We start from the raw sequence: 15670 nt of genomic DNA on the forward strand, positions 1-15670 counted from the left end.
GGCACGTTGCCGCAGGTCACGTTCATCCCTGTCGGGCGTGCTGGATGGTGACGAAGTCGACGTGGTAGGTGCCGGTCTGGGAGCGGGCCGGCAGCACCAGCCGGTCGATCGACCCGACCGGGTTCATGAACGCGGCGTCGTCGACGACCTGAGCCCCGTCGACGAACAGGTCGTAACTCTGGTGGCCGACGTCCGCGTCGAGGGTGAAGGTGTACCAGCGGCCCGGCTCGAACGGACCGATGTCGGTGTAGGCGTTCGGGTCGCGCTGCCGCCAGTAGCGCAGTGCGCCGTTTCCGGCGAACCCGACCTCGGTCGCCAACACGCCCGCCGGGTCGGTGAGCCGCGGCAGGAACGCGCCGTCGGCCTGATCGGCCCGGGCACGGACGGTGTACCGGAACCTGCTGCTCGATGCCTCGAACCGGAGGGTCGCGCTCAGCCCGTCCACCCCGGTGACGTCGTCCACCAGGCGCAAGCTGTGACCGTCGCCGTCCGGCGTGAGCTCGACGCTGACCGATCCACCGGTCGCATCGACCTCCCACCCGGCGGGTGGCTGGCCGACCGGCTCGTCGTCGAAGTCCTCGTCCACCACGGTGTCCCAGCTCACCGGCGGTGGGACGGTCAGCACCGCCGAATGTCCGGCCGGCACACCGTCGACCACCGCGGAGACCACGACGTAGAGCGGACGGCTCCGCTCGGCGGGTGTGGGCTGGTGGCGGAACTCGCCGTCGGAGGTTTCGCCGACGGTTCGGAAGGGGCCTTCGTACCTGGTGCTCACCGCCACCCGGTACGAAGCGGCGGCGTCGACCGGCTGCCATGCCAGGTCCACCCGGTCCGGATCATTGGCGGCCACCGCCAGGCCCTGGACCCGGCCGAAGTCGTCGGTGAGCCCGATCTTTTCGGTGTCGATCGGCTGGAAGCCGAGGTCGAGTGCGGGTGAGTTCGGCTGCAGCCGGTAGTCGTGGTTCTCCGGGTCGACGAACAGCGGGTCGGCGGTGACGGAGTTCTGGTCGTAGCGCCCGTCCAGCAGCGTCCGCCAGTTCGCCAACGTGTCGTCGCCGGGGATGTTGGTGACGACGTACTCGCCGGTCGGTGAGTAGAACAGGTTGTGATCCGACGCCTGCACCCACGGTGGGTCCGTGGCCGGGAACCAGCCGCCGGCGAACTGGTACAGGTTCAGCGGCCCATGTGCCGCGTAGATGATGTTGTGATCCCACTGGTGTTCCCGCACCGGGACGTTCAGCCACTGCCCGGAGATGATGCCGACAGTGCTGGTGCCGGTGGTCGACGTCACGAGGACGTTGTTGGTGATCCGGTTGCCGAACCCTTTGGCGTAGATGGTCAGGTTGGAGCCGGGACCGTTCACGTCGTGCACGATGTTGTTCTCGATCAGGGCGTAGCTCGTGTCGTCGTCGAGGTAGATCCCTTCGTACAGCAGCGAGGCGTGCACGCCCGGCACGCCTTCCACGTGGTGGATGTAGTTGTTGTCCACAACCGTTCCCGTGCCGACGCCCTTGAACGAGATGGCGCCGCCGTCCTCGGTCTGCTGCAGCACGTTGTGGATGTGGTTGAAGGAGATGACGTTGTCGCGTGAGGTGAGCAGGTCGAAGTGGTTCTCCCACGTGATCTCCGGACCGTCGTAGGTGTCCGGGAGGTGGTCGGCCATCTCGCTGCCGATCAGGCCCTTCCCACCGATGCCGTAGCGGGCCTGGTCGTGCACGTGATTGTGGCTGATCAGGTTGTCGCCACTCTGGTTGATGAAGATCCCGCTGCCGTGCCCGACCAACCGCCCGCCGTGGTGGATGTGGTTGTCGACGATGGTGTGGTCGCGGTTGTCGTAGACCTGGGCACCCTCGTCGTCGACGATCCCCGCTCGGACGCCGGTCAGGATGACCCCGTGGTAGCCGTACTCATGGATCTCGTTGCCGGTGACCGTGACACCACGCGAGTACTGGTCGATGGAGATGCCGCTGAACCCAGCGTTCTTGATCTCCAGATCACGCAGGACGACGTTCTCGCTGTTCTCCAGCCGGACCGTCCCGTGCCGGTTCCGTTCGGCCGGCCGGTTCCAGACCCGCCCGCGCCCGGTCGCGGTCTCGTCCGACGACGCCTCCTCCGTCTCCATGAAGTAGTCGGTGAACCCGGAACCGTCGAAGCCGAGGCCCTCGACGACGACGTCGTGGACGCGCTGGTCCGGGCTCGTGCCACGCAGAACGAAGACATCCTGCACGGTCGGCGCCACGATGGTCTGCCGGTTCAGCGGGACACTGGTGTCGGCGGGCCAGTAGTAGACGTAGCCCTCGTCGCGGTCCAGGTACCATTCGCCGGGCTGGTCCAGCGCCTCGGCGAAGCCCTCCAGCCGGTAGTGGCTGCCCTGGTTGAGGGCCTGGAGCGCCTCGGAGGTCAGGGTGGCGACCCGATCGTCCCGGTCGATGGACTCCAGCCGGATCGTGTTGGAGAACCAGTCGCGGGTGCCGTAGACGTACACCTGCACCGACCGCGGATCGGCGATGCTGTCCACGACGCCGGCCTCTGCCTGCGTGTAGCGGAACCGCAGCTGCCGGTCCTCCGGGGCGATCACCGGATTGGGCGAGCCCGCCCGGTAGTAGCCGCTGTTGGGCGAGCGGGCCAGGGTCGCACGCTCGCCGCCGACGAACAACTGATTGAACGTCCAGTCGCCGGCAGCTACCTCGGGCACGTGCGCCCGCCAGACGTCCCGCGTGTGTGGATGCCAGCCATTGATCGGGCGGCCGCCCACGACGACGGGCCGCTCCCCCGGCTCGTTGGTGTAGACCACCTGGTGCCCGTCCCGGCCGGAGTCGCGCTCGTCCAGCCGCAACGGTTCGTCCAGGTAATATGTGCCGCCGCCCAGCCGCACCACGACGTCACCGGTCATGCCGCCGGCGATCAGCTCCCGCACCGCGTCCCGGGCCCGTTCGAGGCTCTGGAACGGCTGATCGGCCGAACCGGTGCCCGCGTCGTCGCCGTCGGGCGAGACGTAGACCTGGGTCGCCCCGTCCCCCTGGACGCCGCCGGCCGGCCCGGCCGAGCCCGCGCCCAGAGTTGCTGCCAGCACTGCGGCGAGTGCCAGTCTCAGAGTTCGCATGTCCCTACCTCCGCGGTCATAGGGCTGGCTCGGGGGTGACGATGAAGGCGTCCAGGCCGATCCAGGTGTTCGTGGCGGCCGGGTTCTTCGTTCCGGTGACCTCGATCCGGACCGTGTGCGCGCCGGGCGCCAGGCCCGTGGTCTCCCAGACGACGACCTGGTCCTGGCGCGTCGGACTGTAGGTGTCGACAAGGTGCGGTTCGCCGCCGTCGACGGAGATGGCGGCGATCCCGTGCCCCGGCCGGGTCTGCGCCAGCACCGCCACGCCGGTCCCCTCGAACGTCAGCTCAGCAGCGGAACCGGCCGTGCGGGAGACGTGCCGGGTGCCGTTGTAGCCATCGCTCGCGCCACCGGGCTCCCAGCTGCCGGTGTAAGTGATCGCGCTGTCGTTGCTGCACCGGTTGCCCGAGTCGTCGAAGACGAGGCGCCCGTCGGGGAGAACCTCGTACGGTCCACCGGGGTCGAACGGCGCAGGGACAGCCAACGGGACGAATCGGTCGAGACCGACCCAGGAGTCGGTCGCCTCGTCGTGATGCTGCCCGGTGACCTCGACGGTCAGGGTGTGCTGCCCCGGGTCGAGGACGTCGCGCCGATAGACGATCTGATCGCGTCCGGCTTCTGGCCGGTACAGATCCACCAGCTCCGGTTCGCCGCCATCCACGCTGACCAGCGCCGTGCCTTGGTCAGGCCCGGTGCTGGCATGGACCTGGACACCAGTCCCGGAGAAGGCGATGGTCGCGACGTCGCCGGCGTACCGGGACCGATGGATGCTGTCGTTGAACGCGCCGGCGAACGGCACGCTCGGCGGCAGCCGGGGTACCGCCTGCAGGTGGGCCGGACGAGCCAGGGCCTGCCAGCTGCCGTCATAACGGACCGTGTCAGCTGTGTCGTCTACGCCCCCGTACGCCTTGAACTCCACCACTCCGGCGTCGTCGGCCGCCCCCTCGAGCACCAGCCGCAGGCTCGCCGTCGTGACGGCGCGGAATTCGTCGGTCTGAGTCGGGTACGAGGGCATGCCGCCAGTCCAGGCCGTCCGCCACGATCCGTCCGCGTCCTGGTATTGGATCTCGTAACCGGACACCGCGGTCCCGGCGGTGAACTGGACGGCCGTGTGGTCGATTGTCATGGGTTCGGCGAGGTCGACCTGCAGCCATGCGTCACCGGTGGCCGGAGCCTGCCAGTGCGTCTGGGCCAGCAGATCCGTGGCATGGCTGGCGGGATGGGCGTCGGTCTCACCGCTGGCCGTGGTGGCCGCGTCGGCGAGGATGTCGTCCCCCCGCAGCCGGTCCCCGATCGCCTCCAGCAGCCGGACACTGGCCGATGGCAGCTGACCGGTCGGGCCGGGCGAGACGTTCAAGGACAGGGTGGCACCCAGGAACCGGGTGTAGGACACCATGGAGACGACCTCGTCCGTGTCGGCCCGCGGGGGTCGGTCGGACGCCTGCCACCACTCCGGGCCACCGGACACGTTGTAGGCCTGCTCCGCCGGCTCCTGGTACCCGCAGGGCACGATCTCGTCCGGTCCGAGGAACGGGCGGACGTCCGCGGCTTCCGGCGTGGCCAGGTTGTTCGGGAAGTTGGGAAGGAAGGCGGTGTCCGGGGAGACCGTGTGCACGTGGTCGGCCAGCTCGGGAAGCTGTTCGTCATCGATGGGCGCGATGTCGAGCCACAGCGCCTCGATCGGGCCGTAGCCGGTGAGCAGTTCGGTGATCTGGTTCTTGGCGTAGGCCAGGTACTCCGGGGACTCGGTGATGCGGTCCGGATTCTGGGTGACGAACCCACCGGGTTCCATCTTGTCCAGCCACGAGTAGTAGAGCGCCACCTTCAGACCATGGTCACGCGCGGCGTCGACGACCTCTCCGACGACGTCGGTCTCAGGGTCGGAACTGTGGTGGACGCCGTAGTCGGTGTACTCACTTGGCCACATCACGAAGCCGTCGTGGTGCTTGGTGGTGAGCAGGACGTAGGTCGCGCCGGACGCCGCGATGGCGTCCATCCACTGGTCAGGGTCGAAGTCCGGCGGGTCGTACACGGTCGGCGGAACGTCCTGCGGGTCGTAGTCCCACGGAGTGCGGCCGACGAAGGTCGCGAGCCCGTAATGCATGAATACGCCGTAGCCCATGGACACGTACGCCGCGCCCGGCGAATCGCCGCCGGGATCGGCCGCTGCAGCCGGTGGCAGTGCCGCAGCAGCCAGCACCGCGGCGAGACCCAGCCGCCACCTCGTTCGTGGACTCCGTTGTCTGGCCATGTCTCCTCCTGCATGTCGGGGAAACCGGGGCGGTTCAGGGGGTGACGACGACGGCGTCGATCACCACCCAGGCGTTCGACGCCGCCGGGTCGGCGTCCCCGCTGACCTCGACCCGCACCGTGTGCTCCCCCGCCGGCAGCTCGGACCGCTCCCACGCCAGCACCCGCTCCTGCGCCGTGGCGCTGTAGGTGTCGACCTCCTCGGCCGGACCGCCGTCCACCGACACCAACGCGATGCCATGCCCGGGACGCAGCTGGGTCATCAACGCGACTCCGGTGCCCTGGAACGTCAACTCAGCGGCCGCGCCCCGTGCGTTCGAGTAGTGCCGCGTGCCGCCGTACGCCCCGTCCCAGGCACCCGACGCCCACGCCCCGGAGTAGGTGATCCGGGCGCCCTCGGGGCATTGGCCGCCGCTGTCGTCGTAGACGATTCGGCCGTCGGGCAGGACGTTCTCGCAGCCGGTCGCGGCCCGCTCCTTGAACGCCTCGAGGTCGCGGTTCAGCTTGCGTGCCTCGGCGTCGATCCGAGACTGGGCGGCATCGGCGTCGTCGAGCAGGCTGCGGGCGCTCGCCACTCGGCTCGCCAGTGTGTCGATGGCCTGCTGCGGGTACTCACCCGGTCCGGTTCCGGGTTCGGCGGCGGCCAGCAGTGCCTCGCCGTGGTCGGCCAGGGCCCGTAGCGCCGCGTTGTCCACGCCGACGGTCACGACGATGCTCGTGGCCGCGTCCGCACCGTCGAGCGTGGCGGAGACGGCGATCTCGGCGCTGCCCGCGGCGACCGCGTGCACCACACCGTCGTCGTCCACCGTGGCGACGTCCGGGTCACTGGAGCTGTAGTTCACCGGCGCCCTCGCGAGGTCGGCGACGTAGCCGTTCTCGGTGCGCCCGCTGACCTGGAGCGGGACGCTGCCGCTGTGGCCCAGCCGGATCGCGCTGAACTGCTCACCGGCTCGGACGAACAGCCGCTCCAGCGGGTCGGTGGCCGGTGCGTGCGGGAAGTCGGCCGTCAGCCCGGGAGCTGCGGGGTCGAGCTGGGTGAAGCCCGTCGCCGCGACCAGCGACCCGGGCCGCATGCGGAAGTCGTCCTGCGCGGGGTCGTAGAACATCGGGTCGGCGGACAGGCTGTTCAGCTCGAAGCCGGCCGACTGGTAGGGCCGCAGGAAGTCCGGCCCCCAGCTGGCGTCGGCCGTGGAGTAGTACGTGTTGAAGTCGCTGTCGGTGTCGGTCAGCCGCGGCACGGGCGGGCGGTACGACGGCCCTTCCTGCAGGATCCGCTGGCCGGCCTGGGTGGAGTAGTAGACGTTGTGCCGCAGCTTCGACCCGGTTGCCGGCGGCAGGATGAGCCGCAGGTACGCGGGTGGGTCGGCGAGCTCGGCGATGACGTTGTTCGTCATGTCGTTGCGCTGCTTGTGTGCCAGCCCGCCGCCGTGCGCGAGGCCGGCGATGACGTTCTCGGTGAACAGCGTGCCGTACTGGTGGTCGTCGGTGCGGTAGGCGTATTCGATGTTCGGCGAGTCGATGTCGTGGATGTAGTTGCGCCGCACGACGTTACCGAGCGCCGCGCCGGACACGTAGATGGCGTTGCCGTCGTGGAAGGTGGTCATGACCTGCGAGATGTCGTTGTACTCGACGACGTTGTCGCGTCCGTACAGGAACGGCTCGTAGGAGAAGTAGTCGGTGACCTCCCAGCCGGTGGGTGGCACGTCGGTGACCGCCCCGATCTCGTCCCACCGGATGGTGCCGGCTGCCTCGGCGGTCGGCTGGGTGGGGTCGAACCGGATCCGGCCGCTGACGGCGATGCCGGTGTAGGGCACGTGGTGGACCAGGTTGTGGGCGATGCGGTTGCTCCCGCTCTGCCAGGCCCAGATCGCGATGCCGTGCGGGTAGAGGCGACCCACGTCGCGGACCTCGTTGTTCTCGACCAGGTTGTGGTGGTTGGCGTCCTTGGTACCGCCGCCGTAGCCGGCCAGGATGATCCCGGACGCGCCGACGTCGTGCACGAGGTTCCCGGAGAACCGGTTGTGGTGACAGGTGAGGTCGCACCGGATCGCGTTCTGTCCACTCTGGGTGAAGATCGAGTCCTCGACCGCGCTGTGTGCCACGCCGCGGAACCGGATCAGCGCGTTGCCGCGGTCCTGCAGATCCCAGGCATGCTGCAGGTCACGGCCGAGGTAGTGCGCGGGGTAGGTGTCGCGGTCGGCCTGGGTGAACGTCAGGCCGCGGAACACCAGGTGGGTCACCGGCGTGTCCTCGGGGCCGTCGTAGTCGATGTCGCCCTCGACCAGCACCAGCTCGGTCAGCAGCGGCGCGCGCACATCGCCGGGCCTGCCGTCGGCCGGCCAGTAGTAGACCGTGCCGGTCTGCGAGTTCAGCACCCATTCGCCGGGAGTGTCGAGCACGTCGATCACGTTCTCGATCGAGGCCGACCGGGCCTGCCGGTTCGCGCCCAACTGATAGCGTCCCGGCACCGCGGTGGTCGCCACGTTGCCCACCTCGTCGACCGACGCCAGCGGCAGGATGTTGACCATCCAGTGGCGTGGTGAGATGACCAGCTCGACGTCGCTCAGATTCGGCCAGTTCCGCAGCGCGCCGGCGGGGAAGCGCAGCTCCTGCGGCGTCCCCTCCGCCGTCGGTGCGAACGACGCGCCCCGAGCCCGGGGCACCATCGTCCCGCCATCGTAGAGGGACTTGAACGACCGTCCTGGCGGCAGGTCCGCCACCCAGACGTGGTCGGCGGCGGCGGCCGGGAGCTCTGCGGGTGGCTCCGCCAGCCGACGCCACCCGTCGATCGCTTGGCCGGACGAGATGACCGGCCGCTCCCCGGGGTAGGCGGCGTAGGTGATGGTCTGCTCGGCGCCGCCGGAGTCCGCGGTCCCGAACACCACCGTCTCGTCGAGGGTGTAGGTGCCGCCGCGCAGATACACGAGGATGTCGCCGACCGGGTTGGCGGCCTTGAACGCCCGCACCGCGTCGCGCGCGCCGGCGAGGCTGCCGAGCGGGTTGTCGACGGTGCCGTCGTTCGCGTCGCTGCCGCCGGGCGCGACGTAGAAGGTGCGCACCGGCTCCTCCGCCGGCCCGGCACCCGCCGGCCCGGCACCCGCCGGCCCGGCACCCGCCGGCCCAGCACCCGCGGGGCCGGCGCTCGGCAGCGCGACGGCAAGGCCGATCAGCAGGATCGTCACGAAGCGGGACATCGAGCCACCTCCGGGGACTGAGGGACGTGCGGGTCAGGTGCCAGAGCCGGGCGACGTCGCCGGCGCGTAGTGGCGGAAGGCGTCGAGCTGCAGATACGTCCCGTCGGCCTTCGTGATGGTGACGGTGTGCTGGCCAGGACCCAGCTCTGCCGCTGTGAAGATCACCTGCTGGGCAAGGTAGGTCTCAGCCACCGGCTGGATGGTGTCGACGAGCGCGCCGTCGAGGTAGACCTCCGCGCGGCCGTTGTTCGGTGTCTTCGGGCCGATGATCTCCACCTGTGGACCGGTGAAGGTGAACTGTGCCGAGGCGCCGTCCTGGGTGCTGACGTGGATGTCCTGGTTGTAGTCGGGGCTGCGGTTCTGCAGGTGGTTCCAGGCACCGGTGTAGGCGATCGTCGGGTCATCGTCGTTGACCGTGACGACCTCGGCGATCACCACCGACTCTTCGAAGGTGCGGATGCCTTGCCGGAGCTGCCGGGATTCGTCGTCGACCCGCCTCTGGCCGGCATCGTCGGCGATGACGGCGCGGGCGGAGTCGATGAGCTCGGCGAGAGCGTCCTTGGCCTGTTGCGGGTACTGACCGATGTCGGCGCCGGCGGTCGTGCTGGCCTGCAGCGCCTCGGCGTGGTCCAGCAGCGTCTCGAGGGTGGTGGTGTCCACGCCGACGATCACGGCGATGCTGGTCTTCTGGACGCCATCCGTGGTCGCGGTGACCGTGACCTCAGCCGTGCCGTCGGCGACCGCGGTCACGACACCCCTGTCGTCGACGGTCGCGACCGTCGGGTCGCTGCTGGTGAACGCGAGTGTCGTGTCGGTGAGGTCCGCAACGTAGCCGGTTCTGGTTCGCCCGCTGACGCGCAGTACGGCACGCTCTCGATCACGCATGCGCACCGACGCGAACTGGTCCCCTGTCCGGACGAACAGCCGATCCAGCTCGTCGCTCTCCCTGAACGGGTACGCGGCGGTCAGGCCCATCCGCGACATGTCGATCTGGTCGAATCCCATTGCCGCGGTGAGCGACCCTGGGCGCATTCGGAAGTCACCCTCGTCGGCGTCGTAGAACCGCGGATCCGTGGTGAGGCTGGTCAGCTCGTAGCCCAGCTGCCGATACCCGTCGACGAAGTCCGGACCCCAGTTCGGGTCTGCCGTGGAGTAGTACGTGTTGAACTCGCTGACGGTCTCGGTCAGGTGGGGCTCCGGCCCTCGATAGGAGGGTCCTTCTCGCAGGATGTTCTGGCCGGACTCGGTGGAGAAGTAGACGTTGTGCCGCAGCCGGGACCCGGCGACGGGCCCGAGGGCGACAGCCAGGTAGGCCTCGGGCTGCCCGAGGCCCGCGACGATGTTGTTGACGATGTCGTTCTGGCCTTTGAGAACAATGCCACCCATGTGCGCGAGGGTGTCGATGACGTTCTCCGTGAACAGCGTCCCGAACTGCGCATCGTCGGCGCGCAGGGCGTAGCCCTGGTTCGGCGATTCGATGTCGTGAAGATAGTTCCGCCGGACGACGTTGCCGCGGGCCTGTCCGGTGACGTAGATGGCGTTGCCGTCGTGCAGGGTGGTCATCACCGTGGATATGTCGTTGTACTCCACGACGTTGTCGCGACCGTACAAGAACGGCTCGTAGGAGTCGTAGTCGCCCACGGTCCAGCCTTCGTCCGGCGCGTCGGTCACGGCCTCGATCTCGTCCCATCGGACGGTGGCGGTCGCCTCGGCGATGGGCCGGTCGCGCGCGAAGCTGATACGGCCGCTCACCGTGAGGCCCGTATAGGGCGTGTCGTGGATGAGATTGTGCGCGAGGCGGTTGTGACCGCTCTGCCAGGCCCACAGTCCCATTCCGTGCGGGTAGAGCAGGCCGACGTGATGGATATGGTTGTTCTCCACGACATTGTCGCGGTTGACGTCCTTGGTGCCCGCGCCGTAGCCGGCGAGGATGATTCCCGATGCGCCGACATGGTGAACGAGGTTGTCCGAGAACGTGTTGTGCCGGCAATGCAGATCGCAGCGGATGGCATTATGGCCGGTGTTGTAGAACTCCGAGCTCTCCACCACGCTGTCCTCAACACCGCGGAGCCGGACCAGAGCGTTGCCACGGTCCTGCAGGTCCCAGGCATGCTGCATCTCGTAGCCGCGGTAACCGGCCGGATAGGTGTCACGCTCGCCCTGGGTGAATGTCAGGCCGCGGAACGCCAGGTCGGTCACCGGCGTATCGGCCGGCCCGTCATAGTCGATGTCGCCTTCGACCAGCACCAGTTCTGTCAACCGGGGCGCGCGCACCTCGCCCGGCGTGCCGCTGACGGGCCAGTAGTAGACCTTCCCCGTGTGCGAGTTCACCGCCCACTCGCCCGGCTCGTCCAGCACGTCGACCACGTTCTCCACCCACACCGACTCGCTGGTGTTCCAGACCTGTCCCAACGGGTAACGCCCGGGCACCTGCATCGTGGCGACGTTCTTCTCCTCGTCCACCGACGCCAGCGGCAGGATGTTCCGCATCCACGTCACGGTCGGGATGATCTCGATCTCGACATCGGTGACGTTCGGCCAGTTCTTCATCGCGCCTTCGGGATACGGCAGCTGCCAGTAGCTGGACTCCGGCGCTTGTCCCACCGGTATCCGGACGGTCGGGGCGAAGGCCGGACCCTTCGCGCGCGGCACCATTCGCTCGCCGTCGAACAACGTCTTGAACAGCCACCCCGTGGGCACATCCGCCACCCAGACGTGCTCGGCCGCCGCCGCCGACAGCCCGGCCGGTGGATCCGCCACCGGCCGCCACCCGTCGATCAGCTCACCGGAGCTGAACACCGGCCGCTCTCCCGGATACGCGGCGTAGGTGATGGTCTGCTCGGCGTTGCCCGAGTCCTCCGGCCCGAACACGACCGTCTGGTCCAGCTGATACCGGCCACCGCGGAGATAGACGGTGATGTCCCCCTTCGGGTGACGCTGTTTGAACTCGCTGACCGCATCACGGGCGCCGGCCAACGTCCGCAACGGCCGCGTCACACTGCCGGCGTCGCGATCGTCGCCATCGGGCGAGACGTAGAAGGTGTACGCCGGCTCCCGCGGTGCGCCGGCCTCCTGCCGGGAAGGGTCGGTGACCGCGGCGTCGGCAGGGACATGCATGCTCGCCAGCGTGATCGCGATGCCGGCCAGCAGGGTCGTCGTCAAGCGGGACATCGAGCCAACCTCCGGGAGATCGAGGAACGTGCAGATCAGGTGCCGGCGCCAGGCGCCGTCGGTGCCGCGACGGTGCCGTCCGGGCGGACCAGCGGATCAGGAATCACCGGGTTGCCGTGTACGAAGGCCTCGTACATCGTGGTGTTGGAGATCGCCATGCACAGGTGGGCGTTCACCGGTCCCCCGCCGTGCACCTCAGCGCGCAGGCGGAACGCGTCGGCCAGGTGCGCGGTGCGCATCGCACCGGTGATCCCACCACGCAGCCGGGCCGACGTGCGCACGAACTGCGCGGCACCGGCGGCGATGAAGTCGGCGGTGTTCATGTGCGCGCCGTCGCTGGTCTCGGCCACCATCAACGGCACGTCAACGGCCTCGGCCAGACGCCGGTACGCGGTGACCGAGAACTCCCGCATCGGCTCCTCGTACCAGAGGTAATCCAGCTCGGACAGCGCCCGGCCAAGGCGCACGGCGTCGGGCAGGTCGAAGCCGGCCGACCCGTCGTACATGAGCTCCACCCCGGCGCCCACGTGATCGCGCAGCCGGGTGCACAGCTCGACGTCGCGGTGGACGTCGCCCCAGGCGTGCAACTTGATCGCTCGGTAGCCCAACTCCAGGCACTGGTCGGCCACGTCGAGGTACTCCGCCACGTCACCATAGGTCGCCGTGGAGGCGTAGGCGGGGATGGAGTCGCGGAAGGCACCCAACAGCCGGTACAGCGGCAGGTCGGCCAGCTTCGCGGCGATGTCCCACAGAGCGACGTCGGCCAGGCCCAGCAGGTACAGCGGCAGCTCCTCGATCCGGTCGATCTCCCACATCCGGTGCCACAGCCACTCGCGCGCGAGCGGATCGTGGCCGAGGAGCTCGGCGGCGATGCGTCGCTCCACCACGTCCGCCGCGATGACCCCCTGCCGAATCGTGGCGACGCCCTCGACGCCGTCGTCGGTCACCACGACCAGGCGGCCGGACACACCCGCGGGCGGCGGCGATCCGGGCAGCCCGTCGCGCCACCGGAAGCACGGCGCGACCGGCTCCTGGACCAGCTCCACACGAACATCGACGATCTTCGTCATCTGTCTCCCTATCCCCGTTGCACCGCGGTGGCGGAGTCGGTGCCGTCCGCGCCGGCCGGGTGCTCGGCGAGCCAACGGCCCACCTCGTCCAACCGCCGCGCCGACGGCTCCGGGATGCGGCCGTCGCCGTCAGGCCCGACGTTGAGCAGCACGTTCCCGCCTCGGCTGGCGGCCATCGCCAGCGTGCTGATGAGCTGGGCCGCGGACTTCCAGTCGTGGTCGTCGGACCGGTAACCCCACGTGTTGTTGATCGAGACGGGGGTCTCCCAGTCGCCGTCGACGACATCGTCGGGCAGGTGGTTGTCGGTGGCGGTGGCGTAGTCGCCGAGGCCGTTGCCGATGCGCCCGTTCACCAGACATCCGGGCTGCAGTTCGTGGACGAGGTCGACCAGTTCCTGGCTCTGCCGGCGGGTGATGCGCCGCGGAGTGTCGAACCACACCACGCACAGCGGCCCGTACCCCGTCAGCAGTTCGCGGACCTGCGGCTTGACGTAGTGCTCGACATACCCGTCGAAGTCCTTGCCGGCTTCGGCGTAGTCCCAGTCGTTGCCGTCGCCGTCGGGGTGGTGCCAGTCCTGGGTCTGGGAGTAGTACACCCCGAACGGCATGCCCTGCCGCCGGCACTCGTCGGCCACCTCCGCGACGACGTCGCGGCCGAACGGCGTGGCATCGACCGTGTTGTACCCGGTCAGCTTGGTGTGCCAGAGGCAGAACCCGTCGTGGTGCTTGGCCGTCAGGACGACATACCGCTGGCCGGCCCGCTTCGCCAGCGCGACCCAGGCCTGCGGGTCGAAGTGCTTCGGGTCGAACCGGGCGGCCAAGGTGGCGTACTCCGTCGCCGGGATCCGGGCATGGCACATGATCCACTCGCCGATGCCGGGCACCGTCGTCCCGCGCCAACGACCGGCTGCAAGCGCGTAGAGGCCCCAGTGCACGAACATGCCGAACCTGGCGAGGCGGAACCACGGCAGGCTCGGATGAGTCCTGGCCCCGGGACGCTGCGCCTGCTCCGGTCGCATCTCGCCCGTCATCCGCGCAGCCCTCCGCCGAGCAGGCTCGCGCCTTTGAGGATCGTGCGCTGGGCGACGATCACGGCGACCAGCACCGGGACCATGGTGATGATCGTGGCGAGGATCAGCTCCGGGACGCCGACGGACGAGACGGCGTCGCTGGTACCGGGGTTCAGCACCCGCGACACCTCGGCCAGGGTGGCCAGCCCCACCGGGAGCGGGTACTTGTCGCTGCCGAGCATGATGAACGGCAGGAAGAAGTCGTTCCAGTTGCGGAAGAAGGCGAAGAACGTCACCAGCGCGGTGATCGGCCACGACAACGGCAGCGCGATCCGCCAGAACACCTGCCATTCCGAGCAGCCGTCCATCCGCGCCGCGTCGTACGTGTCGCGGCTGATGGTGGTGCTGAAGTAGATGAACGCCAGATAGACACCGAACGGGAAGACCGACATGGGCAGGATGACCGCCAGCCGGTCGCCCACCAGACCCAGCGCGCTCATCTGGAGGAACAACGGCAGCGCCAGCGCCGCCGTCGGCATGAGCATGAGCACCAGGCTCAGCACCAGCAGTGGCTTGCGCAGCCGGAAGTTGCAGGCGCCGAGCGCGTAGCCGGCCGGAATGGTCGCCGCGACGGTCAGCGCCACGCCACCGGCCGTCAAGATGACGGTGTTCCAGATCCAGTCGACGATCGCGCCGTCGTTGAACTGGCGCAGGTCCTGCCACGAGGACGTCAGCGTCTGCCAGGACCCGAACGAGAACGGCGGATCGGTGGCCAGCTGGGTGCGGTCCTTGGTGGCCGCCAGCAGCAGCCAGGCGATCGGCATGACGGCGAACACCGCCCAGCCGATCAGCGCGAGCCAGGCGAACGCCCGCGCCAGCTCTGGGCCGGCCGCACGGCGATGCCGGCGCGGCGACGCGTCCGGGTCCGCCGGCGCGCTCGAGCGCGGTCGCGTACGGAGCACGGTCGGCATGGTCAGATCTCCATCCGGAACAGGCTCGTCCGCTTGATGATCAACACGGCCGCCAGCACGGAGATCACCAGCAGCTGCAGCGACAGCGCCGCCGCCGAGGCGAAGTCGGCGTAGGTGTAGGCGAAGGTGTACGCCAGCTGCAGCGGAGACCAGTTCTCGCCCACCCCGCCGCCGGTGGCGCCGGCGATCAGCTGCGGCTCCACGAACAGCTGGGTGCTCGCCGCGACGTTGAGGATCACGGTGTAGGCGACCCACTTGCGGATCATGGGCAGCTTGACGTGTATCGCCGTCTGCCAGCTGTTCGCGCCGTCGAGCCGTGCCGCCTCGGTGACCTCGACCGGGATCGACGACAGAGCCGCGTACATGAGCAGGATGCCGTTGGCCGACGTCCAGACGGCGATGATCGCCAGAACCACCGGCAGGTTCGCCGGCGACAGGACCTCGAACAGGTTGTCGTAGCCGGCGGCGGTCAGCAGCGGCCGGACCGGGCTGACCGCCGGGGTGAGCATGAAGACCCAGACGATCACGCCCGCCGCGCCCGTGAGGGCCTGCGGCAGGTAATAGAGGAACCGGAACCACGAGGCGACCGCCGCCCGGCGCGGCTGCAACAGCAGCGCGAAACCGATGGAGATGACCAGCGACGGAACCAAGAAGGCGACGGTGTACGTGGCGACGTGCTGGAAGGTCTCGACGTAGCGGAAGTCCTGCGCCACCTGCACGAAGTGATCGAGCGTGAAGCCGCCGGTCTCGCCCTTGAAGGCCAGGTACACCGCGTAGCCGGCAGGAACGAGCCCGAAGCCGACCAGCAGCACGGTGTACAACCCGGAGAACAGGTAACCGGCGCGGGCCTGGGCGCGGGCACCACCCGTGCGGCCGGCCGCCACCGTCATGGCCGCCATGC

At 69.1% G+C, this 15670-nt stretch carries 8 protein-coding genes; all 8 read right to left on the reverse strand.

What is annotated here, in order from left to right; genetic code table 11:
* Positions 1 to 22: 22 nt before the first annotated feature.
* The 8 genes from E1269_RS09730 to E1269_RS09770 are packed head-to-tail and all read right to left on the reverse strand — an operon-like array spanning position 23 to position 15668.
* Positions 23 to 3103, reverse strand: coding sequence for a right-handed parallel beta-helix repeat-containing protein (locus E1269_RS09730; RefSeq protein WP_131893834.1), 3081 nt, complete (start codon positions 3101 to 3103; stop codon positions 23 to 25).
* 16 nt (positions 3104 to 3119) lie between these two features.
* Positions 3120 to 5354 carry an alpha-L-fucosidase gene (locus E1269_RS09735; protein WP_131893836.1) on the reverse strand — a complete coding sequence of 745 codons (2235 nt, stop codon included), beginning with the start codon at positions 5352 to 5354 and terminating at the stop codon, positions 3120 to 3122.
* A gap of 34 nt (positions 5355 to 5388) precedes the next feature.
* Positions 5389 to 8547, reverse strand: coding sequence for an Ig-like domain-containing protein (locus E1269_RS09740; protein ID WP_162606323.1), 3159 nt, complete (start codon positions 8545 to 8547; stop codon positions 5389 to 5391).
* A gap of 33 nt (positions 8548 to 8580) precedes the next feature.
* On the reverse strand, positions 8581 to 11718 hold the full coding sequence (locus tag E1269_RS09750; protein ID WP_131893842.1) for a right-handed parallel beta-helix repeat-containing protein: 3138 nt from the start codon (positions 11716 to 11718) through the stop codon (positions 8581 to 8583).
* A gap of 35 nt (positions 11719 to 11753) precedes the next feature.
* Positions 11754 to 12788, reverse strand: coding sequence for an enolase C-terminal domain-like protein (locus tag E1269_RS09755; RefSeq protein ID WP_131893844.1), 1035 nt, complete (start codon positions 12786 to 12788; stop codon positions 11754 to 11756).
* Between the two features lie 8 nt (positions 12789 to 12796).
* A complete protein-coding gene (locus tag E1269_RS09760) occupies positions 12797 to 13819 on the reverse strand; it encodes an alpha-L-fucosidase (protein ID WP_131893846.1) in 1023 nt (340 codons plus the stop codon).
* Entirely contained in the window at positions 13816 to 14760 is a 945-nt protein-coding gene (locus tag E1269_RS09765) for a carbohydrate ABC transporter permease (protein ID WP_203433275.1), read from the reverse strand. Before E1269_RS09765 ends, E1269_RS09760 begins: the two co-directional genes overlap by 4 nt.
* An 11-nt stretch (positions 14761 to 14771) precedes the next feature.
* Entirely contained in the window at positions 14772 to 15668 is an 897-nt protein-coding gene (locus E1269_RS09770) for a carbohydrate ABC transporter permease (RefSeq protein ID WP_203433277.1), read from the reverse strand.
* Between the last annotated feature and the right edge of the window lie 2 nt (positions 15669 to 15670).

The sequence above is a fragment of the Jiangella asiatica genome, from assembly GCF_004349065.1.
Lineage (GTDB): Bacteria > Actinomycetota > Actinomycetes > Jiangellales > Jiangellaceae > Jiangella > Jiangella asiatica.

What these genes read in the sequence shown, in the direction of transcription:
- E1269_RS09770 (WP_203433277.1), bottom strand. Translation starts at nt 15,668, where the DNA reads ATGGCGGCCATGACGGTGGCGGCCGGCCGCACGGGTGGTGCCCGCGCC.
- E1269_RS09755 (WP_131893844.1), bottom strand. Translation starts at nt 12,788, where the DNA reads ATGACGAAGATCGTCGATGTTCGTGTGGAGCTGGTCCAGGAGCCGGTC.
- E1269_RS09760 (WP_131893846.1), bottom strand. Translation starts at nt 13,819, where the DNA reads ATGACGGGCGAGATGCGACCGGAGCAGGCGCAGCGTCCCGGGGCCAGG.
- E1269_RS09750 (WP_131893842.1), bottom strand. Translation starts at nt 11,718, where the DNA reads ATGTCCCGCTTGACGACGACCCTGCTGGCCGGCATCGCGATCACGCTG.
- E1269_RS09735 (WP_131893836.1), bottom strand. Translation starts at nt 5,354, where the DNA reads ATGGCCAGACAACGGAGTCCACGAACGAGGTGGCGGCTGGGTCTCGCC.
- E1269_RS09730 (WP_131893834.1), bottom strand. Translation starts at nt 3,103, where the DNA reads ATGCGAACTCTGAGACTGGCACTCGCCGCAGTGCTGGCAGCAACTCTG.
- E1269_RS09740 (WP_162606323.1), bottom strand. Translation starts at nt 8,547, where the DNA reads ATGTCCCGCTTCGTGACGATCCTGCTGATCGGCCTTGCCGTCGCGCTG.